General features: G+C 71.8%; 19 protein-coding genes. 12 read left to right on the plus strand and 7 right to left on the minus strand.

Annotated elements, in window-relative coordinates; all coding sequences use genetic code 11:
- From EXE59_RS16760 to EXE59_RS16775, 4 genes are all read left to right on the plus strand, one after another.
- The gene (locus tag EXE59_RS16760) at positions 1 to 252 is read left to right on the plus strand and encodes a hypothetical protein (RefSeq protein ID WP_135839920.1); all 252 of its coding nucleotides are present in this window, start codon (positions 1 to 3) and stop codon (positions 250 to 252) included.
- A gap of 54 nt (positions 253 to 306) precedes the next feature.
- Entirely contained in the window at positions 307 to 1167 is an 861-nt protein-coding gene (locus tag EXE59_RS16765) for a hypothetical protein (RefSeq protein ID WP_135839921.1), read from the plus strand.
- Between the two features lie 378 nt (positions 1168 to 1545).
- Positions 1546 to 2388, plus strand: a complete 843-nt coding sequence (locus EXE59_RS16770) for a hypothetical protein (protein ID WP_135839922.1) — start codon at positions 1546 to 1548, stop codon at positions 2386 to 2388.
- An 89-nt stretch (positions 2389 to 2477) separates the two neighbouring features.
- A complete protein-coding gene (locus EXE59_RS16775) occupies positions 2478 to 2924 on the plus strand; it encodes a hypothetical protein (protein WP_135839923.1) in 447 nt (148 codons plus the stop codon).
- Positions 2925 to 3505: 581 nt separating this feature from the next.
- On the opposite strand, the gene EXE59_RS16780 is transcribed toward EXE59_RS16775, so the two are convergent.
- On the minus strand, positions 3506 to 4903 hold the full coding sequence (locus EXE59_RS16780; protein WP_135839924.1) for an HNH endonuclease signature motif containing protein: 1398 nt from the start codon (positions 4901 to 4903) through the stop codon (positions 3506 to 3508).
- A gap of 172 nt (positions 4904 to 5075) precedes the next feature.
- Here EXE59_RS16780 and EXE59_RS23870 point away from each other — a divergent pair, with 172 nt between their 5' ends.
- The gene (locus tag EXE59_RS23870; protein WP_168218560.1) at positions 5076 to 5843 is read left to right on the plus strand and encodes a class I SAM-dependent methyltransferase; all 768 of its coding nucleotides are present in this window, start codon (positions 5076 to 5078) and stop codon (positions 5841 to 5843) included.
- A gap of 9 nt (positions 5844 to 5852) precedes the next feature.
- Entirely contained in the window at positions 5853 to 6662 is an 810-nt protein-coding gene (locus tag EXE59_RS16790; protein ID WP_135839926.1) for a thymidylate synthase, read from the plus strand.
- Positions 6663 to 6670: 8 nt separating this feature from the next.
- On the opposite strand, the gene EXE59_RS24880 is transcribed toward EXE59_RS16790, so the two are convergent.
- Positions 6671 to 6805, minus strand: a complete 135-nt coding sequence (locus EXE59_RS24880) for a hypothetical protein (RefSeq protein ID WP_281280326.1) — start codon at positions 6803 to 6805, stop codon at positions 6671 to 6673.
- A 97-nt stretch (positions 6806 to 6902) separates the two neighbouring features.
- Here EXE59_RS24880 and EXE59_RS16795 point away from each other — a divergent pair, with 97 nt between their 5' ends.
- From EXE59_RS16795 to EXE59_RS16805, 3 genes are all read left to right on the plus strand, one after another.
- Positions 6903 to 7397, plus strand: a complete 495-nt coding sequence (locus EXE59_RS16795) for a dihydrofolate reductase (protein WP_135839927.1) — start codon at positions 6903 to 6905, stop codon at positions 7395 to 7397.
- On the plus strand, positions 7394 to 7741 hold the full coding sequence (locus EXE59_RS16800; protein ID WP_135839928.1) for a GntR family transcriptional regulator: 348 nt from the start codon (positions 7394 to 7396) through the stop codon (positions 7739 to 7741). Before EXE59_RS16795 ends, EXE59_RS16800 begins: the two co-directional genes overlap by 4 nt.
- Before the next feature lie 214 nt (positions 7742 to 7955).
- Entirely contained in the window at positions 7956 to 8366 is a 411-nt protein-coding gene (locus tag EXE59_RS16805; RefSeq protein ID WP_135839929.1) for an NUDIX hydrolase, read from the plus strand.
- A gap of 55 nt (positions 8367 to 8421) precedes the next feature.
- Here the strand turns inward: EXE59_RS16805 and EXE59_RS16810 are convergent, their stop codons facing one another.
- Together EXE59_RS16810 and EXE59_RS16815 are read right to left on the minus strand one after the other, a co-directional pair.
- Entirely contained in the window at positions 8422 to 9222 is an 801-nt protein-coding gene (locus EXE59_RS16810; RefSeq protein ID WP_168218561.1) for a nucleotidyltransferase domain-containing protein, read from the minus strand.
- 11 nt (positions 9223 to 9233) lie between these two features.
- Positions 9234 to 9578, minus strand: a complete 345-nt coding sequence (locus tag EXE59_RS16815) for a TfoX/Sxy family protein (RefSeq protein ID WP_135839931.1) — start codon at positions 9576 to 9578, stop codon at positions 9234 to 9236.
- 84 nt (positions 9579 to 9662) lie between these two features.
- On the opposite strand from EXE59_RS16815, the gene dapA reads away from it, so the two are divergent.
- From dapA to EXE59_RS16830, 3 genes are all read left to right on the plus strand, one after another.
- On the plus strand, positions 9663 to 10583 hold the full coding sequence (gene dapA, locus EXE59_RS16820) for a 4-hydroxy-tetrahydrodipicolinate synthase (RefSeq protein ID WP_135839932.1): 921 nt from the start codon (positions 9663 to 9665) through the stop codon (positions 10581 to 10583).
- Between the two features lie 29 nt (positions 10584 to 10612).
- Positions 10613 to 12298, plus strand: coding sequence for a ribonuclease J (locus tag EXE59_RS16825; RefSeq protein ID WP_135839933.1), 1686 nt, complete (start codon positions 10613 to 10615; stop codon positions 12296 to 12298).
- A 67-nt stretch (positions 12299 to 12365) separates the two neighbouring features.
- Entirely contained in the window at positions 12366 to 14150 is a 1785-nt protein-coding gene (locus EXE59_RS16830; RefSeq protein WP_135839934.1) for an ATP-binding protein, read from the plus strand.
- Here the strand turns inward: EXE59_RS16830 and cydD are convergent.
- From cydD to EXE59_RS16845, 3 genes are read right to left on the minus strand one after another with little or no spacing between them, the layout of a single operon-like run.
- Positions 14110 to 17469: a thiol reductant ABC exporter subunit CydD gene (cydD, locus tag EXE59_RS16835; protein WP_135839935.1), complete on the minus strand. Its 3360-nt coding sequence runs from the start codon at positions 17467 to 17469 to the stop codon at positions 14110 to 14112. The genes EXE59_RS16830 and cydD overlap by 41 nt on opposite strands.
- Complete coding sequence (gene cydB, locus EXE59_RS16840; RefSeq protein ID WP_135839936.1) at positions 17466 to 18485, minus strand: cytochrome d ubiquinol oxidase subunit II; 1020 nt, start codon at positions 18483 to 18485, stop codon at positions 17466 to 17468. The genes cydD and cydB overlap by 4 nt, the downstream gene beginning before the upstream one ends.
- Before the next feature lie 50 nt (positions 18486 to 18535).
- Positions 18536 to 19981 (minus strand): cytochrome ubiquinol oxidase subunit I, encoded by a 1446-nt coding sequence (locus tag EXE59_RS16845; RefSeq protein ID WP_135839937.1) that lies wholly within the window; start codon positions 19979 to 19981, stop codon positions 18536 to 18538.
- Positions 19982 to 20019 lie beyond the last annotated feature (38 nt).

A 20019-nucleotide genomic window follows, 5' to 3' on the forward strand; every position in this document is an offset into this window, starting at 1 on the left:
GTGCTCCCCGGGCAGCCCCCGACCTTCCGCCAGCCGTCGGTCTCCGAGCGGCCGTGGTGGTGGCGCCTCGAGGACGCCGCCGGCGAGCCGGTCGAGGTCGCCGGTCACTCCGACCAGCGCTTCGCCACGCAGGGCGACGCGGAGTCGTGGGTGGGCGAGATCTGGGCAGAGCTCGCCGAGCACGGCGTCGCCGCCGTGACGCTGTTCGACCACGACCGCCAGGTCTACGGCCCGATGTCGCTCAGCGCCTGAGGTCATCCGGCACCCGCGGCTGCTCCGAAGGACGGGTCGAGGGAGGCGGTGCAGGTGGCGGAGCAGTCCGACTTCGCGCGCTACGTCGACGCGCGCTGGCCCGACCTGGTGGGCGGGCTCGAGGACGAGGGTGTCTCTCCCGACGAGGCGCGCCTCGCCGTGGCCGAGGTGCTGCTGGCCGGCCGTCGCGGCTGGGACCGGCGCGTCCGTGAGGAGCAGGTCGACGTCGTGATCTGGGCCGAGGTGCGTGAGCGGGCCGGGCTGCCTGCGCGACCGGGGGACCCCGTGCCGCACGCCGTACGCCCCCGCGACCCGCGCGACGTGCCGGAGGCGTGGCTCGCCCGGGCCGAGGGGCTGCGCGCGGCCCGGCGGCGCCGGGGAGTGAGGCGCGGCATCGTCGGCGCGCTGGTCGTCTCGGTGCTGGCGGCCGGCTGGGCCTGGTGGGCGGCACAGCCGTCGCCGCCCGACGTGCGAGAGGAGGCGAACCCGCTGCCGGTGGCCTGGTACGCCGAGGGTGAGCTGCACCTCGAGGACGTGGTCGTCGAGCTGCCTCGCGTGGACGCCTTCGTCGTCGACGGCTCCGGCGCCGTGGTCCGGCTGCGCTCCGGTGAGGTCGTGCGGGTGGGTGCCGGGGGCGACGTCGAGCCCACCGACGAGGCGCCCGCCGGCCTCGACACCACGCCGAGCCCGCCGCCTGTGTCGGGGCTGGGGAGGTACGACGTGCTGGTGCAGAGCGTGCCGCTCGCCGACGGCGGCTGGGCCCACCTCATCGACTCCTCGCGTCGCGACGGCGCCCAGGACGCGGTCCGGCAGTCGGAGTCCGGCCGCCGTGCCGTACTGGTCTGTCGCACGGTGTCGTCGTGCGACGAGCCGGTGACGGTCGTGGTCGGTGCGGGCACCATCCGGTTGCGGTGATCCTCAGGGCCACGAAGGGTCATCCGCGCAGGTGGTGCGAGCACCGGTCAGGGTGAGTAGACCAGGTGGGGGCGCGCGGATCTAGCCGCAGATGGTGCGCGGCTCTGCCGATGTCAGGAACTGACGCGCACGCTGGGGAAGCCATTGGCATGCTCGATGCTCGAGCCAAAACCGCAGAACGGATGCCCTCCATACGTGCCCTCGTTGGCAAGCAACGGCCACTGTGCTCCAGCACCATTTCTTGTCGTACGCCGAGCGTGTCGATCGGGCTCCCCGAACCAGCACCGTGCAAGCATCCGGCTTCCTGCATATCAAACAGATGAAAGGTTCAACAATGGGGCACTTGCGCAAGCCATGATGCGTTCATCGGCAGTCGTCGTGATCGCAGTCACGCTGGCAGTTCCAGGAGGTTCCGCGAACGCCGTTTCGTACCAGTCGTCCGTTTCCGGATCATGCGAAGCCTTCGGGGGCTCGCTGGACGAGACGTGCCTTACCGCGGTGTCGGTAAGCAGCATTCCCATCGACCCTGCGGCACTCAGCGATCAGGACTTCGTTGCCTTGGCGTCGAACGCGGTGACGCATGCCGTGCGAGATGGCGATGCCTCTACAGCTGAGGACTTCGTAAGCGACGCCTCTGGCGATCTGTCGGATGCTGAGATTGACCAGATTGAGGGCGCTCTGGACAGAGCCGAGACCTCGCCCAAGAAAAGCCCTAGGACCCCGGTCATCCGCTCAAAGTCTAGGGCGCTACTGAAGGACGTTGGTGACCCGCAGTATCAAACGACCTACGCCCAGTACTGGCACGTGAAGTCGAATGGGGCGAGCGTCCTCATCTCGACGACCACGGTGCAGTTCTGGCACTACGTCAACACCAACCCCGCAGACTTCGGCGATAAGGCTCTCAGCCTGCATCTGACGCGGTCCTCTGGTCAGGACACCTACTACAGGAATGTCGTGTGCAAGCTTCGCCGCTCGGACACCTTCGCCGACAACGACGTCATGACCTGGAACAAGTGTCCCAATCCGGACTTCAACGGCGTGAACGACTACGACATGTACCGTGAAGATCGGGACTACTACGGCAACTGGGGCGATAAGTACTACAACAAGGTTTGGTTCGACATCAACCCGGCTGGCAGCACCTACCCAGCTCGCCGTGTAGATGCGTCGGGCCCCAAGTGGAAGAACCCTGACGGAGGTGGCGCACCGCGGTGGCTGTGACGCATCTGGAACTCCTCTCTGCTCTAACTCGGGCACCCGAGGCTGTCTCGCTTCGAGGGATTTGTCGCGAGTACCGACCAGGAACTGTGGTGACCCAGGCAGTACACGTTCGAGGTGACCTCTTGCGCGTGGAGGAACCCCCGGGAGAACCGGAGACGATCATCGGGACGTCGCACGTCTGGCATCGCGATCGGGAGACGGGCGCAGCGGTGATCAAGGAGCGACGTCCCGATGGGACCAATCCATACACCGCACCTCGGATTCTGGTGCGGTATCCGAGCGAGTTCTGGCAAGAACGACTAGAGGAAGACCGCGGCATCCTGTCCAGCGTTGCCAGAACAGTCGCGCATGGGCGAGACGCGCTGTCATTTGAACAGCGCGGACAACAGGGTGACGCATTCCAGATCACCGTGGACACTGCGACCGGCGTGTGGCTAGAAGCGCTGCACGATCGTCAGCCTTGGCTGCTTTGGGACTGGGTTCACTTCGAACCTGTCGAGGATTCGAAGTTCGAGATCGCCACTGAGGACTATTAAGTCAGTGAGTTCGCTGCTCCACGCCTAGGCTCGTGACGGCGGCCCGATGGAGTCTGGTCGCCGTCACGGACAGCCCGCATCCTCGCGCGCCCGTTTACTGCATGTACCTTGGCGCCTGCCTGCCCGGGCATGACGCTCAATCGTGCGGTCGATTAGCTCATGATTTCTGCGACTATCGCTGCTCAGCATGCCCCCTAGGTTCGCAAGCATGAAACGCCAGCCAGCGTGCTTCAGACGATTGAAGTTCCGTCTCCACCACCAACCCCGGTGCCCGAAGCGCGAATGCCCACCGCATATTGGCGTAGCGCCAAGACGTACACACTGAGCCCAGTGGCAGGGGTGACCGCGTCATGCGGCGCATCGGCGATCGGTTGAAACGGTTGGGACTGCTCGCCAGCCACGTCGAGACTGCCGAGGTACGCCAAGCCCTAACGCCATGAAACTACCGGCTGCAGCATGCGCTGGGCGAGGGCGCCGTCCAAGCCGAACGATCGAACCCAACGACCGGATCTGCCGCGATGAGTGCCATCGAGCGCGCCAACGGCCCCGCTGCCCAGTGGGTGGCGGGGTGCGGAGCGGGGTCATCGTCGGCGCGGTCGCGGGATGCCCGGCGGATCGGGTGGGTCGAGATCGGTGGTGCCGGTGTGGTCGCGCCGGTGGTGACGGCCGTGGGGTGAGGTCCACACGAACACCCCGGGCGAGGTCGTCTCGTACCGCCAGGCTGAGTGGGTCTTGAGTCGGTGGTGGAACCGGCACAGGCAGGCGAGGTTGTCGGTGCTGGTGGGGCCGGGTTGGGGTCTGCCTTCGGTCTCGGCGTCGTGGTCGTACGGGATGACATGGTCGACATCGCAGCCACGGGCGGGGCGGCTGCAGTGTGGGAACACGCAGGTGCGATCGCGGAGCCGGACCTGCTCGCGGATCCGGTCTGGTACCTCGTAGCCCTGCGCGGTCAGCTGGGCGTTGAGGTCGATGGCGGGCTCGACGGTCACCTTCGTGCGGCTGTCGGCGCACCATGCACGGACCTGGTCGAGCAGCACGAGCCGCTGGCCGCTCTCCATGCGCCCGGTGAGCCCGAAGACCGTGGTGTCGCCGGACAGGGACGCGTCGAAGTGGGCGTGGATGACGACCTCGCGTGCGGCGGGGAGGTCCTCGATGTCGGTGCCGGGCGCGGCGAGGTCGAGCGCGGTCTGTGTCCGGGCGAGGTCGCCGAGGGCCTTGGCCCGCCGGACGTCCAGGGACTCGGTAGAGCCGAGGGCGGCACGGGTGGCGGCACGGTGGGCGACGGCGCGGTCGAGGTCAAGGGCATCGGCGAGGTCGACCTCGGCCTCGATCCGCATCGTGCCGGCGTAGTGCACGTCCTCGGTGTTCACGGTGACGTGGCGCGGGTCGACCGCGAGGTAGCCGTCCTCCGGGTCCTGCGTCGGGTCGGCGACGGCGAGGTCGTAGCGCTTGATCGCCTCCGCCACGACCCGGTCGAGCTGCGCGACACCGATCCGTCCGGCGACGGCGGCGACCTGGGCGTCGACGAACCCCGCCGCCTCGGCGGTGAGCGCGGGTGAGGAGTGGATGGTGGTGTCCGCGACCGCCCGGGCCCGCCAGGCCGGCACCGCACCTGCGTGGACCTGCTCCCACAGCCGCGGCAGGCGGTGGCGCAGCTCGAGGGCGTGGCCGATGAGCTTCTTCGCCGCCGTCGACGTGATCCCGAGGACGGTGCCGAGCTCGGCGCAACAGAACTCCGCCACCAACGGGGCACCCTCACCGGCGATGGGCTCCTCGTGCTGCGACCCGGGCACCGTGAACGACGCTGCCGTGTGGATCGACTCGGGCGGGTGCAGGTCGGCCCAGCGGGCGGCGAGGACCAGCTGGTCGGCCGCGGCCCGGTCCTCGGCGGCCTTGCGCTCACGGATCGCGGACAGCACATCGGAGGCCGAGAGGTCGTCTGCGACCCCTCGTGCCCCGGCTGCCCGTCCGTCGATCATGTGTTCGATCCTAGGGGAGCCCACCGACAACGCCCATCGGCCTGAGCGACGGCTGTGGACGGGTTCGTGGTGGGTCTCGATACGCCGCTCGTCCCTCGCGGGCTCCTCGACCAGCGAGGAACGCGGGGTGGTTTGGAGGCTCGCCGCACCCGAGCCCGTAGGGTCGCGCCTCGTGGCGGAGGCGTTGTGGACGGGTGTGGCGCGGGCGTACGCGCGGAGCTTCGCCGGGTTGTGCGCAGGCGCGATCCCGACCTTGGTCGATGGCCTGCCGAGCGGCAGCCGGCTGCTCGACGTGGGGTGCGGCACGGGTGCGCTCGTGCAGGCGGCCCGGCGGGCCGGACACGAGGCGCTGGGCGTCGAGCCGGATCCCGAGATGGCGGACCTGGCCGGTGACGCGCTCGATGACGACGTCGTCGTGGGCGGCCTCCCCGACCTGCCGCACGCCGACGACGGCTTCGACGTGGTGACCGCCAACTTCGTGCTCAACCACGTCGACGACCCGAGGGCCGCGGCGCGGGAGCTCGCCCGCGTCGGCGCGCCGGGCGGCGTCGTGCGCGCCTCGATCTGGGGCAGCACCCCGCCACCGCAGGCCGAGATGTGGAGCTCCCTCCTCGACACGGCGGGCGCCGTTCGCCCGTCGCCGTCGCGGCTGCCGGCCGATCGCGACTTCGAGCGCTCGCCGCATGGGCTCGCCGGGATCCTGGGCGAGGCCGGCCTGGCCGTGACGCACGCGGGCACCACGTCGTGGACGTGGCGGGTCGCGCCCGCCGACCTGTGGGCCGGACTCACCTCGGTCGGCAACTTCGGCGTCCTGTGGCGTGCCCAGTCCGCGGACGTGCAGGCCCGCCTGCGGACGGCGTACGACGGCCTCCGGACCGGGGACGACTTCGCCTTCGACGTCGAGTGCGTCGTCGCCGAGGCGCGGGTCCCGAGGTCGTAGAGTCGTCCCGTGCGCGCCTACCTCGACCTGCTCCAGCGGATCCTCGACGAGGGCGTGGAGAAGACCGACCGCACCGGGACCGGGACGCTGAGCGTCTTCGGCCACCAGATGCGCTTCGACCTGTCCGAGGGCTTCCCCCTCGTGACGACCAAGAAGGTCCACACGCGCTCGGTGTTCGGCGAGCTGTTGTGGTTCCTGCGCGGCGACACCAACGTCAAGTGGCTCCAGGACCGCGGCATCACGATCTGGGACGAGTGGGCCGACGACGACGGCGACCTCGGTCCGGTCTACGGCCACCAGTGGCGCTCGTGGCCGACGCCGGACGGCCGCCACGTCGACCAGGTCGCCCGGCTCGTCGAGGGCATCCGCACCAACCCCGACTCGCGGCGCCACATCGTCTCGGCATGGAACGTCGCCGACGTCGACGACATGGCCCTGCCGCCGTGCCACACGCTCTTCCAGTTCTACGTCGCCCCTTCGGGGACCGGTCCGGGCCGGCTCTCCTGCCAGCTCTACCAACGCTCGGCCGACACCTTCCTCGGCGTGCCGTTCAACATCGCGTCCTACGCGCTGCTGACGCACATGGTCGCCCAGGTGACCGGGCTCGAGGTGGGAGACTTCGTGCACACGATGGGTGACGCGCACCTCTACCTCAACCACGTCGACCAGGCCCGGCTCCAGCTCACCCGCGACCCGCGGCCGCTGCCGCGCCTGGTGCTCGACCCCGCCGTCACCGAGATCGACGGCTTCGACCTCGAGCACATCGCCGTCGAGGGCTACGACCCCCACCCGGGCATCAAGGCGCCCATCGCTGTCTGAGCCGTGGTCTAGCGACGCTCGAGGGCCTGGCTGACGGCCTTCGCGACGTCGGCCACGATCCGGGTGTGCCACCTCTCGTGGGCGACGAGGTCCGCCACGAGGGCGTGGCAGTCAGGGCAGGTCGTGCTGTCGGTGGTGCTCATGGGAGCCTCCAGGTGTCGGATGTCTGCCTTCCACCGTGACACGGCCGGGGCGCGGGCAACAGGGGCGGAAGGTCCTGACCTCAGTAGGGTCGGTCCCGTGACCCGTCCCGACCAGCGCGTGGTGCTCGTCGCCGCCCACGCCCGCAACCGCGTCATCGGCAACGGCCCCGACATCCCCTGGCGGCTCCCCGGTGAGCAGGCGCAGTTCAAGGAGCTCACCTGGGGCCACACGCTGCTGATGGGGCGCACCACCTTCGAGTCGATCGGCCGCCCGCTGCCCGGGCGTACGACCATCGTCCTCACCCGCCACGTCGGCTGGACCCACGAGGGCGTGCTGGTCGCGCACACCGTCGAGGACGCGCTCGAGCTCGCGGCGCGCCAGCCCGGTGACCTGATGGTGGCGGGCGGTGGCGAGGTCTACGCCGCGCTGCTGCCGTACGCCACCCACCAGGTGCTGACCGAGGTCGACCTCGAGCCGGAGGGCGACGTGCACTACCCCCAGTTCCCCGCGGGGGAGTGGGTCGAGACCGCGCGCGAGAGCTTCGACGGGTACGAACGCGTCTGGCTCGAGCGGATGGATCCCGCGGCGTGAGGCTCACCCTCGACCGCAGCTCGGACGTACCCCCGTTCGTGCAGGTCCGCGACGGGCTCCGCGAGCAGATCGAGGCGGGATACCTCGAGCCCGGGTACCGGCTGCCGCCCGTACGCACGCTCGCCGACGCTCTCGGCCTCGCCGCCAACACCGTCGCTCGCGCCTACAAGGAGCTCGAGGTGCTCGGGGTCGTCGAGACGCGCGGCCGGGCGGGCACCTTCGTCTCCGGCCACGGCGTCTCCCGGTCGCTGCGCGAGGCTGCCGCGTCGTACGCCGCCACGGTGCGGTCCCTCGGCGTCACCGACGCCGACGCGCTCGAGGCCGTACGCCGGGCGCTGGGCTGAGGGGTTCGGCGCGGGAATGAACCCGACCCCGCCGCCGTTGTGACGGTCAGCTGATTCCGCATCATGCCCCCGGGCCTCACCACTCGCCGCCACGAGCGGCCGTTCGCCGAGAGGCGGCTGACGGGTCAGCGAGCAGCATCGCGCAGCCACCCGCCGGGTAAGCCCCGGTCAGGGTGGCTGCGTGCTGTCTGGCGCTCCCTGAGATGCTCGGACCATGCAGACCCCCGACGACAGGCACATCGTGGTCGCGGCGGTCGCCCTGGTCCGTGACGGGCACGTGCTGACGGTCCGCAAGCGCGGCACCGAGCGCTTCATGCTCGTCGGCGGCAAGCTCGAGCCGGGGGAGAGCGCACGCGACGCGGCGCTGCGGGAGACGTACGAGGAGGTCGGCCTGCGGATCGCGGCGGCCACGCTGCTCGGCGAGTTCCACTCCGCGGCAGCCAACGAGCCGGGCCACACGCTCCACTCGACGGTGTTCTGGGTGGAGTCGCACGACGAGCCCGTCGCGTCCGCCGAGATCGCCGAGGTCCGCTGGACCCCGCTGCGCGACCACCCTGACGACCTCGCACCGATGCTCGAGCACCACGTGCTCCCGGTGATCGTCGAGTCCCTCGCCAACCGCTGAACCGGTGGTGCTGTCCGGGGACGACTCGTTCGGTGCGCCCCGTGTTCCGGGTGCGCTAGCTCCCGGGGCGGTCGAAGATCGCCAGCTCGGCACCCCAGCCGGCGACCGTGTCGGTGGCGCGCGTGTGCCCGCGCACCGCGTCGTACGCCGTGCACGCGGCGCGGACGCGCGCGAAGGTCTCGCGCACGGCGGACGCGTCGCCGACCAGGGTGCGCTGCACCAGCGCGAGCAGCTCGTCGGCTGGCCAGCCGTCGAGTGGGTGGGTGCGCAGCTCCCAGGCCAGGTATTTGTTGTAGGGCCGCACCCGCCCGGCCATCGTGAAGACCACGTCGAGCAGCCACGGCACCGACTCGGCGGCGTCGAGCCGCGCCTCGAGGGCTCGTCCGTCGCGGTCGCTCTTGAGCGCGCGGTAGGCGAAGTTCACCCAGCCGTCGAGCCGGTCGTGCTCGACCAGCACCGTGTCGGCCTCCTCGGGCGGCACCGTCGCCTGGCGGCGCACGGCGGCCGCCAGCTCGCCGCCCGTGCGGTCGAGCAGCACCGGCGCCCACGCGTAGGACCAGCGGGACCACCAGTGCTCGGTGCCGAAGGGCGGGACGGTCGTGAGCTCGGACCAGGAGTCGACGATCTCGTCGACCTCGGGTGACTTGTCGGTCGAGCGCCCCGAGGCGGCCTCGTCGGCGAGCACGACCACCACGTCGAGGTCGGAGCGCTCGGTGGCGAGCCCGCGGGCGGCCGAGCCGCTGAGCACGAGTCCGAGCAGGTCGTCGCGGTGCTCGGCGTCGTTGCGCTCGGCCAGCGACACGATCGTCTCCCGCTGACGGGAGGTGAGCCAGGCGGGGAGGTCGAGATCGGGCACGGTTCTCCTGATCAGGGCGACGGCGGCTTGGGAGGCAGGGTGCGGACGAACCGCACCCCGCGGTGGACCCACTGCCCGAGCTCGTCGTCGTCGGCCACGGCCGCGATGTCCACCAGCAGCCACCCTGCCATCGGACGCCCGCGCATCTCCATCGGTTTGATGGCCTCGCCGTCGGCCCACGCCTCGCAGTCCGCCGGGTCGGCGCGCACCATCAGGGCGCCGCTGCTCGCCGCGGCGACCGCCATGTGGCCCCCGACCAGGTAGCCCAGCCCACCGAACATCTTCTTCGACGTGACCCCCGGCTCGCCCTCGAGCAGGTCGGAGATCCGTCGCGCCAGCACCTCGTCGTAGGCCATGGCGCCCAGTATGGGCCGGGCCGCCGACACCGTGCGTGGCTCGCCGCCGTCACCCGGGGGCGGTGGGGGCGATAACCTTCGCCCATGAGCGAGACGAGCGAAGCGAGCACGCCCACGAGCTCCGACCTCCCGTTCGGCCGCCTGCTCACCGCGATGGCCACCGCGTTCCACGAGGACGGCAGCGTCGACCTCGAGGGCACGGCCCGGATCGCGGTGCACCTGGTGGACCACGGCAGCGACGGCGTCGTCGTCAGCGGCACCACCGGCGAGAGCCCGACGACCTCCGTCGCCGAGGACGGCGAGATCCTCCGCGCCGTCCAGGACGCGGTCGGCCACCGTGCCACCGTCATCGCCGGCGTCGGCACCAACGCCACCGCGCACTCGGTCGAGCTGGCCCGCCAGGCCGAGAAGGTCGGTGTCGACGGCGTGCTGGTCGTCTCGCCCTACTACAACAAGCCCGGTCAGGTGGGACTCCAGCACCACTTCAGCTCCGTGGCCGAGGCCACCGACCTGCCGGTGATGCTCTACGACGTCCCCGGGCGCACCGCGAGCCTCATCGAGCTCGAGACCTACGAGGCGATGCGGCGCTACGACCACGTCACGTCGGTCAAGGAGGCCTCCGGTCTGCTGGCCCGCACGGCCCAGCTGGTCGACCTGGGCTACGCGGTCTACTCCGGCGACGACGTCAACACCCTCGGCTACCTCGCCTACGGCGGCGTCGGGCTGGTGTCGGTCGTCGCGCACGCCGCCGGCGACCAGCTGGCCGCCATGATCGGCGCCTGGGTCGACGGCGACCTCGCCGAGGCCCTGCGGATCCACACGTCGCTGCTGCCGGCGTTCGACGCCGTGATGGGCGTCCCCAACTACGGAGCCACCACCGCCAAGGCAGCCCTCGAGCTGCTCGGCGTGCTCGACAACCGCCGCGTCCGCGGCCCGCTCGTCGCACTCGACGAGGACGAGGTCGCGGCGCTCCGCACCGGGCTGGCCGCGGCCGGCCTCATCTGACCTCCCGACAACCGAACCCGAGGAATCCCTTGAGCCATCCCCACCCCGACCTGAGCGCGCCCGCCCCCCTCCCGGCCGGAGGCCTCCGGGTCATCCCGCTTGGTGGGCTGGGCGAGGTCGGTCGCAACATGACCGTCTTCGAGTACGACGGCCGGCTGCTGATCGTCGACTGCGGCGTGCTGTTCCCCGAGGACCACCACCCGGGCGTCGACCTGATCCTGCCCGACTTCGACCCGATCCGGGACCGCCTCGACGCGGTCGAGGCACTGGTGCTGACGCACGGCCACGAGGACCACATCGGCGCGACGCCGTACCTCCTGCGCGAGCGCGGCGACATCCCGCTCGTCGGCTCCAAGCTGACCCTGGCCCTGCTCGGGTCCAAGTTGCGCGAGCACCGGCTCAAGGAGACCGCCCAGTACGAGGTCGCCGAGGGCCAGACGATCACCTTCGGGCCGTTCGTGCTCGAGTTCGTGGCCGTCAACCACTCCATCCCCGACGCCCTCGCCGTCGTGATCCGCACGGGTGCCGGCGTGGTCCTGCACACCGGCGACTTCAAGATGGACCAGCTGCCCCTCGACGGCCGGATCACCGACCTCAACGAGTTCGCGCGCCTCGGGGACGAGGGTGTCGACCTGTTCCTCACCGACTCCACCAACGCCGAGGTGCCCGGCTTCACGACGTCGGAGAAGGACATCGCACCGGTGCTCGACCGCGTCTTCTCCAAGAGCGAGAAGCGGATCATCGTCGCCTGCTTCGCCTCCCACGTGCACCGCGTCCAGCAGGTGCTCGACGCCGCCGTGGCCCACGGCCGGAAGGTCGGCTACGTCGGCCGCTCCATGGTCCGCAACATGGCCATCGCGCAGGAGCTGGGCTACCTCACCGTCCCGCCGGGGGTGATGGTGGAGGCCAAGGAGCTCGCCGACCTGCCGCCCCACAAGCAGGTGCTGATCTCGACCGGCTCCCAGGGCGAGCCACTGGCCGCGCTGAGCCGCATGTCGCAGAACAACCACCACTTCGTGCACCTCGAGGAGGGCGACACCGTCGTCCTGGCCAGCTCGCTCATCCCCGGCAACGAGAACGCCGTCTACCGGGTGATCAACGGCCTGTCGCGCCTCGGCGCCAACGTGGTGCACAAGGGCAACTCGCTCGTCCACGTCTCCGGCCACGCGAGCGCCGGCGAGCTGCTCTACTGCTACAACATCGTCAAGCCGCGCAACGTGATGCCGGTGCACGGCGAGATCCGCCACATGCGCGCCAACGCCGACCTGGCCCGGGCCACCGGGGTCGAGAACGTCGTCCTCGCCGAGGACGGCGTCGTCGTCGACCTCGTCGACGGCGTCGCGAAGGTCGTCGGCAAGGTCGACGTCGGCTACGTCTTCGTCGACGGCACCACCATCGGCGACATCAGCGAGGCCTCGATGAAGGACCGCCGGATCCTGGGCGAGGAGGGCTTCCTGTCGGTGATCGTGGTGGTCGACTCCGTGACCGGCAAGGTCGTGTCCGGTCCGGAGATCCACGCCCGCGGGTTCGCCGAGGACGAGACCACCTTCGACGAGATCAAGCAGCCGATCATCGATGCGCTCGACGCCTCGATCGCCGACGGCGCCACCGACAGCTACCAGCTGCAGCAGGTCGTACGACGTGTCGTCGGCCGCTGGGTCAACCGTGCCCACCGCCGTCGTCCGATGATCATTCCTGTGGTGATCGAGGCCTGACGGCCCTAGCATCGAGCGACGGCGCCGTCGTGGGGGCTCGTCACGGGTTGGGGGTGGGGAGGTGGACATGCCGCGCAACCAGGGCGCGTTGAGCCGGCTGGCCGAGCTGATGCGCCGCGTCAACTCCTCCACCGACACCGAGGTGATCCTCGAGGAGATCGCGCACGGCGTGGTGGACGTCCTCGGCTACGGGGTCGCGGCCATCGCCCGTCTCGAGGGCGACGTGCTGGTCATGACGCACGTCGCCGGCCCGCCCGACGTCGTGGCCCAGATCCTGCACCGCCGCACGCCCGCCGAGCAGATCCTCGACGAGTTCCGCGAGGCCGACAAGTGGGGCATCCTTCGGTTCGTCCCGGCCGGGCGGATGTCCGCCGAGCGGCTGGAGGCGGCCTGGATCCCGGAGTTCGAGGCCAGCCAGGACCCCGACGCGTGGCACCCCGAGCACGCGCTCTACGCCCCGCTCTACTCCGCCGCCGGCGAGCTGCTGGGCAACATGGCGGTGGACCTGCCCGCCGACGGCAAGGTGCCCGACGAGGCGGACCGTGAGCTGCTGGAGATGTTCGCCGTCCAGGCCGGCGTGGCCCTGTCCAACGCGCGTGAGCGCGAGCGGCTCACAGACCGGGTCCGCCTCGACCGGATGCTCACCACCGTGGCCGGCGCGTCGACCGCGGCGCAGAACCTCTCGCAGGCCCTGACGACCGCCGTGTCGGCCGTCGCGGACTCGCTGGGCACCGTCCAGACCGTGGTGCGCACCTTCCCCTCCGACGCACAGGGCAGCCAGCTCGGCGTCGGCACGCCCTTCGCCTTCACCCCCCAGCAGGACGTGCCCGAGATCCGTGAGGACCTCGCGCAGCTCCCCGACCTGCCGGTGCTGATCGAGCTGGGCGTCGACGACCCCGGCTCCGCGCGCCTCCCGCGGAGTGCCGCACGCATGCAGCAGCTGATGCGGGGGATGCGCGTGGACCGCGCCCTGGTGTGCCCGCTGGTGTCGCAGGACGACCTCGTCGGCTACCTCGTGCTCGGCTTCGCGCGCCACGCCCGGCCGGTCACGCCGTCAGAGGCCGACGCCGTGCTCGAGGTCGGGCGCCTGCTCGCCCAGACAGTCCGGGCGTCGCGGGTGCTGGAGACCGAGCAGCGGCTGGTGCAGGAGCTGCGCGAGCTCGCCCGCTATCGCAGCGAGCTGATCGCGACGATCTCCCACGAGCTCAAGACCCCGCTCACCGCGATCCTCGGCCACGCCGAGCTGATCGCCGACCGGCACCCCGACCTGACCTCGGTCGACGCGATCATCCGCAACGCCGGCCGGCTCAACAACCTGGTCGCCAACCTGCTCCACTACTCCCGGATCCAGGGGCGGCGCGAGACCGTCCGCCGCGCCGTGGACCTCTCCGAGCTGTGCGAGGCCAGCGTGGACCTGCTCAGCATCCGGGCCAAGCAGGCCGGGGTCGTGCTGCGGTTCGACCCGCCCGGACCGGCGCCCGTCATCGTCTTCGGCGACCCGGAGGAGCTCGCCCGCGTCATCGACAACATGGTCGACAACGCCGTGAAGTACACCCCCGAGGACGGGACGGTGACCGTGACGATGACGGTCGCGGACGACGAGGTCAGTGTCGAGGTCACCGACACCGGGCTGGGCATCTCGCAGGCCGACCAGCAGCACGTGTTCTCCGCGTTCCACCGCTCGACCAACCCCAACGCGCTCTCGGTGCCCGGCACCGGTCTCGGGCTGCCGATCGCCCAGCGCATCGCCGAGTCGCACGGCGGCACGCTGTCGGTGACCTCCGAGCTGGGCTGGGGGAGCACCTTCCGCTTCACCCTCCCGTTGCGCTCCCCACGAGAGTCGGGCGGCTGACGCCTGCCCGTCCCGGCACGTCGTCGAGACGCACCACCCGGTCCATGGCGCCGAGCCCGACGGTGCCGTGGGTGATCCACACGATCGAGCGCCCCGACCGGGTCGCGGCACCGAGCAGCTGATCGGCCACGACCCGCGCAGTGGGTCCGTCGAGGTGCGCTGTCGGCTCATCGAGCACGAGCACCGGCGGGTCGGCCAGGAGCGAGCGGGCCAGCGCGAGGCGCGCCCGTTCGCCGCCGGACACCTCGCGCCGGCCGTCGCCGACGTGGGTGTGCATGCCCTCCGGCAGCGCGTCGACCCACGGGCCGAGGCACGCGCGGTCGAGCACCGCGCGCACGTCGTCGTCGGACGCGCCGGGTCGCGCGAGCCGGACGTTCTCGGCGACGCTGGAGGCGAACACGTGCGGGTCGTCGTCGACCAGGCCGACCCGGCGGCGTACGTCGTCGAGCGTGAGCCGGCGCAGGTCGGTGCCGCCGAGCAGCACCACGCCGGTGACCGGGTCGATGAACCTCACCAGCGTCGCGGCGAGGGTGGACTTCCCCGACCCGGACGGCCCGGTCACGCCCACGTGCTCGCCGGGGCGCAGGCCGAGGTGGTCCAGCGTGAGCACGGGGTGACCGTCCCAGCCGAGGCCGACGCGGTCCATCGTGACGTCGTACGCCCTGGGCGCCGGGTCGGCGACGGCGGGGTCGGTGACCGCGGGCTCGGTGGCGGCGAGCCGGCCGAGCCGCTCGCGGGCGGCACGCGCGCGTACGGCCAGGGCGCCGGCGTCGGCCAGGGGGCCCGTGACGTCGGCGAGCGCGAGGGGGACGAGCAGCAGCAGGGCCAGACGCGCGGGGGACGTGCTCGCCGGGTCGACCAGCGCGGCGACGGCCACGACGCCGAGGCCGGCCGCGGCGCTGCTGAGCGCGGTGGCGGCGGCGACCGTCCGCGTCGAGCGGCGTACGGCGCGGGCCAGCTCGCCCGACTCCGAGCGCACCGCGGCGAGTGCCCGCCCCGTCGCGCCCCACTGCTCGAGCTCACGGGCGCCGTGGGCGACCTCCTCGACGCGGGTGCCGAGCGCGGCCCGGTGCGCGAGCACCCGTGGCTCGGCCGCCGCCGTGCCGTGCCGGGCGAGGGCGAAGGCGAGGCCGCCGGTGGTGGCGACCGCCAGCACGACCAGTCCCGCGACCGGGGCGACGAGCCCGGTGAGGAGCGCGGCTCCCGCGCCCACCAGTGCGGCGCCGGTGAGTGGCTGGCGCACCCGCAGGCGCTCGTCGAGGAGCGCGTCCACGTCGTCGACGACGCGCGTCAGCAGGTCGCCGCGCCGCGGGCCGAGCCGGCCCGGGACGAGCGGTACCAGGTCGGCGAAGACCCGCGCGCGGCGCTCGGCGAGCTCGCGCAGCACGACGTCGTGGCTCAGCACCCGCTCCACGTGGCGCAGCACCGGCCGGGCCAGGCCGAAGAGGCGTACGCCGACGATGGCGACCATCAGGTGCAGCACGGGCGGCTGCTCGCTGGCGCGCGTGATCAGCCAGCCGGCGGTGGCGGTGAGGGCCACCCCTGAGGCCGTGGAGAGGGCGCCGAGGAGCGTGGCCGTCCGCAGGCCCCAGCGGGGGCGGTCGTCCGCGGGCTCGGCGAGGTCCGCCCGGGCCGCGGCGGGGTGGCGGCGGGTCGCAGGTGGCGCGGTGGATGGCGTGCGAACTGCCGCCACCTGCGGCCGAGGCGGGAGGGCGAGGTCGCGCGAGAGGTCGACGACCCGGTCAGCGGCCACCAGCACGGCGGGCCGGTGGGCCACCACGACGACGAGGCTGCGGCGGGCGAGACGGGACAGGGTGTCCAGGACCACGCGCTCGGTCTCCTCGTCGAGGTGCGCGCTCGGTTCGTCGAGCAGCACGACGGGCCGCTCGGCCAGGACGACCCGGGCGAGGCCGACGCGGGCCCGCTGGCCGGCCGAGAGCCCGGCACCGTCCTCGCCGAGCGGCGTGGCCAGCCGGTCGGGGAGGGCGCGTACGACGTCGCCGAGGTCGACGGCCTCCAGTGCTGCCCAGACCTCGTCGTCGCCCGCCCCGGGCCGGCCGAGACGGACGTTGGCGCCGATGGTGTCGGCGAGCAGCCAGGGCCGCTGCGGTGCCCACGCGACCCGGGAACGCCACCACGTGGGGTCGACCGCGGTGAGCGGGGTCCCGCCGACGACGACGTCGCCGGCCAGGGGAGCCAGCTCGCCGCGCAGGGTGGCGAGCAGGGTCGACTTCCCGCAGCCGGACGCCCCGGCCACCGCGACCAGTCCGCGGGCCGGGAGCTCGAGGTCGAGCGGCCCGGTGAGGGGGCGCTCGTGCCCGATCTCCAGGCCGCGCAGCGCCAGCGCGGGGGAGGGCGGCTGCACCGACCCGGGGGCGTCGGCCGACGCGCGGGCGAGCACGGCGTCGGCGTCGGCGAGGGCGGCGGTGCCCTCGGCCGCCGCGTGGAACTCTGCACCCACGCGCCGCAGCGGCCAGTACGCCTCGGGCGCGAGCAGCAGCACGGTCAGCGCGACCTCGAAGCCGACCGAACCGGACGCCAGCCGCAGGCCGACCGTGACGGCGACGAGCGCGACCGACATGGTGGCCACCAGCTCGAGCACGGACGACGAGGCGAACGCGACCTTGAGGGAGTCGACGGTGGCCCGGCGGTAGCGGTGGGTGACCGCCCGGATGGTCTCGACCTGGGCCTCGGCGCGGCGGTGGGCCACCAACGTCGGCAGCCCGCGCACCACGTCGAGGAAGTGGCCCGACAGCGTCTCGAGCGCACGCCACTGGGTCCGGGCCCGGTCACGCGTGGTGAGCCCGACGAGGACGGCGAACACCGGCACCAGGGGCAGGGTCAGCGCGACCACGAGCCCCGACAGCGGGTCGAGCCAGGTGATCGCGGCCAGCGTCACGACCGGCAGGACCGCGGCCGGGACGAGGGCCGGGAGGTAGCGGGTGACGTACGGCTCGACGCCGGCCACGCCGCGGGTGGCGAGCACGGTCAGGCGGTCCGGGTCGGGCCCGCCGGGGCGGCGCGCGGCGTCGAGGAGCCGGTCGCGGAGGGCGCCGGAGACCTCGCCGGCCGCGCGCGCCGCTGCGCGCTGGCCGACGTACGCCGCGGCCGTCCGCAGCAGCACGAGTGCGCCGAACGCCCAGGCCGCCGTCTCCCAGCCCCCGGCCGGCGCGGTGACCGCGGCGACCACGAGTGCGCCGAGGGCGAAGGCCTGTGCCACCGTGGCCAGCCCGCCGGTGACGCCGCTCGCCACGACGAGGGCGAGCGACCCGCGGGCAGGCCGCAGGTGGGCCAGGACGGCCGGGTCGAGGGGCCTCACCTCGAGGCGTCCGCGAGGTCGGCCGTCGGGATGTGGTGCACCGAGATCCGCTTGCGGAACACCCAGTAGGTCCAGGCCTGGTAGCCCAGCACGATGGGCGTGAAGACCACCGCGACCCACGTCATCACCTTCAGCGTGTACGCCGTGGCGGCCGCGTTGGTGGTGGTGAGCGAGTACGCCGGGTCGGTGGTCGACGGCATCACGTCGGGGAACAGCGCCAGGAAGAGGCCGACGACGGCGAGCCCGATCGTGGCGAACGTGCCGACGAAGGCCAAGCCCTCGCGTCCGGCGCGGGCGGCGACGAGCCCGCCGACCAGGGCCAGGGCCGCGACCGCGAAGACGACGGCGGTGAGTGCGGTGCCGGTCCTGACCTGTGTCCAGACGAGGAACACGACCGCCAGCACGGCGGCGACCGCGCCGATCCGCACGGCGAGGTCCCGGGCGCGGTGGCGGATGTCGCCGTCGGTCTTCAGGGCGACGAACATCGCTCCGTGCGCGGCGAACAGCGTCAGGGTGACGAGGCCGCCGAGCAGGCCGAAGGGGTTGAGCAGCGTGAACAGGGTGCCGGTGAACTCCTTGTCGGCGTCGATCGGCACGCCCGCGACGATGTTGGCGAACGCGACGCCCCACAGCAGGGCCGGCACGACCGAGCCGACGATGATCGCGAGGTCCCAGCGCGCCTTCCACTCGGCCTCGTCGCGCTTGTGCCGGTACTCGAAGGACAGTCCGCGCACGATCAGGGCGACCAGGATCAGCAGCAGCGGGAGGTAGAACCCGCTGAACAGCGTCGCGTACCACTCGGGGAAGGCGGCGAAGGTCGCGCCGCCGGCCACGAGCACCCACACCTCGTTGCCGTCCCACACGGGTCCGATCGTGTTGATCATGACGCGGCGCTCGGTCTCGTCGCGCGCGAGGACGGGCAGCAGCATCCCGACCCCGAAGTCGAAGCCCTCGAGGCAGAAGTAGCCGACCCACAGCACGGCGATCAGGGCGAACCAGACGGTGGTCAGTTCCATGTGTCTTCTCCGGGTCTCTCGCTGGACTCTGGCTGAAATCCGGGTGGCGGTCAGTAGGCGAACGTGAGCGGGCGGTCGTCGTCGGCCCCGCCGACGGGCACGTCCGGCGGCTCCACGAACGGGTCGGCGCCCTTGCGGATGTAGGTCACGAGCAGCTTGATCTCGACGACGGCGAGTAGGGCGTACAGCGAGGTGAGCACGACCAGCGACGTGGCCGCCTCGAAGGTGCTGACACCGGGGGAGACCCCGGACTCGGTCGTCATCAGGCCGAACACGACCCACGGCTGGCGACCCATCTCGGTGAAGATCCAGCCCCACGAGGACGCCAGCGTGGTGGCGACCGGGAGGCTCAGGCCCAGCGCGCCGAGCCAGCGGACGCCCGGCGTACGGCCCCCGCGGGTCAGCCACAGGATCAGGGCGGCGCCGGCGGCGGCGAAGAAGCCGAGGCCCATCATGAAGCGGAACGACCAGTAGGTCACCGGGATGACCGGGGTGTAGTCGCCCTCGGTGAACGCCTTCGCGGTGGGGTCCTGGCCGTAGGTCTCGACGTACTCCTCGCGCAGCGGGTTGATCCCCTCGACCTTCCCGTCGAACGACCCGGTCCCGAGGAACGACAGCAGGCAGGGGACCGTGACGGCGAACTTCTCCTCCGTGCCGTCGGGCGTGCCGATGGTGAAGACCGAGAACGGTGCGCAGCTGTCGCTGGTCTCGTAGAGGCCCTCGGCGGCGGCCATCTTCATCGGCTGCACCTCGGTCATCACCTTGCCCTGGAGGTCGCCGGTCACCCCGACGCCGATCCCGGCGAGGAGGGTGATGGCCGCGCCGATGCGGATGGCGCGGTGGTACATCGGGCGATCGGCCTCGTGCTTCCTCTTCATGTAGAGGTACGCCGCGACGCCGAGCAGGAAGGTGCCGGCCGTCATGTACGCCGCGAGGATGACGTGCGGGAACGTCACGAGCTGGACCTTGTTGAACATCACCGCCCAGAAGTCGACGAGCTCCGCGCGGTCGGTGTCGGGGTTGAACCGGTAGCCGACGGGGTGCTGCATCCAGGAGTTGGCGGCCAGGATGAACCACGACGACGCCAGCGTGCCGAGGTGCACCAGCCACATGCAGCCGGCGTGCAGGCCGCGGGGGAGCTTGTCCCACCCGAAGATCCACAGGCCGAGGAACGTCGACTCGAGGAAGAACGCGAGCAGGCCCTCGACCGCGAGCGGGGCGCCGAAGACGTCGCCGACGAAGCGCGAGTAGTCCGACCAGTTCATCCCGAACTGGAACTCCTGCACGATGCCGGTCACCACGCCGATGGCGAAGTTGATGAGGAAGAGCTTGGCGAAGAACTTGGTCAGGCGGAGGTAGTCCTCCTTGCCGGTGCGCACCCACGCGGTCTCGAGGCCCGCGATGACCGCCGTGAGCCCGATCGTCAGCGGCACGAACAGGAAGTGGTAGACGGTGATGATCCCGAACTGCCAGCGGGCGATGTCGAGGACGTCCATGGGCACACCCTTGCGTTGGTCTGGCGCCGCGGCGCGCA

Origin of the sequence: Nocardioides eburneiflavus (genome assembly GCF_004785795.1) — a bacterium.
Lineage (GTDB): Bacteria > Actinomycetota > Actinomycetes > Propionibacteriales > Nocardioidaceae > Nocardioides > Nocardioides eburneiflavus.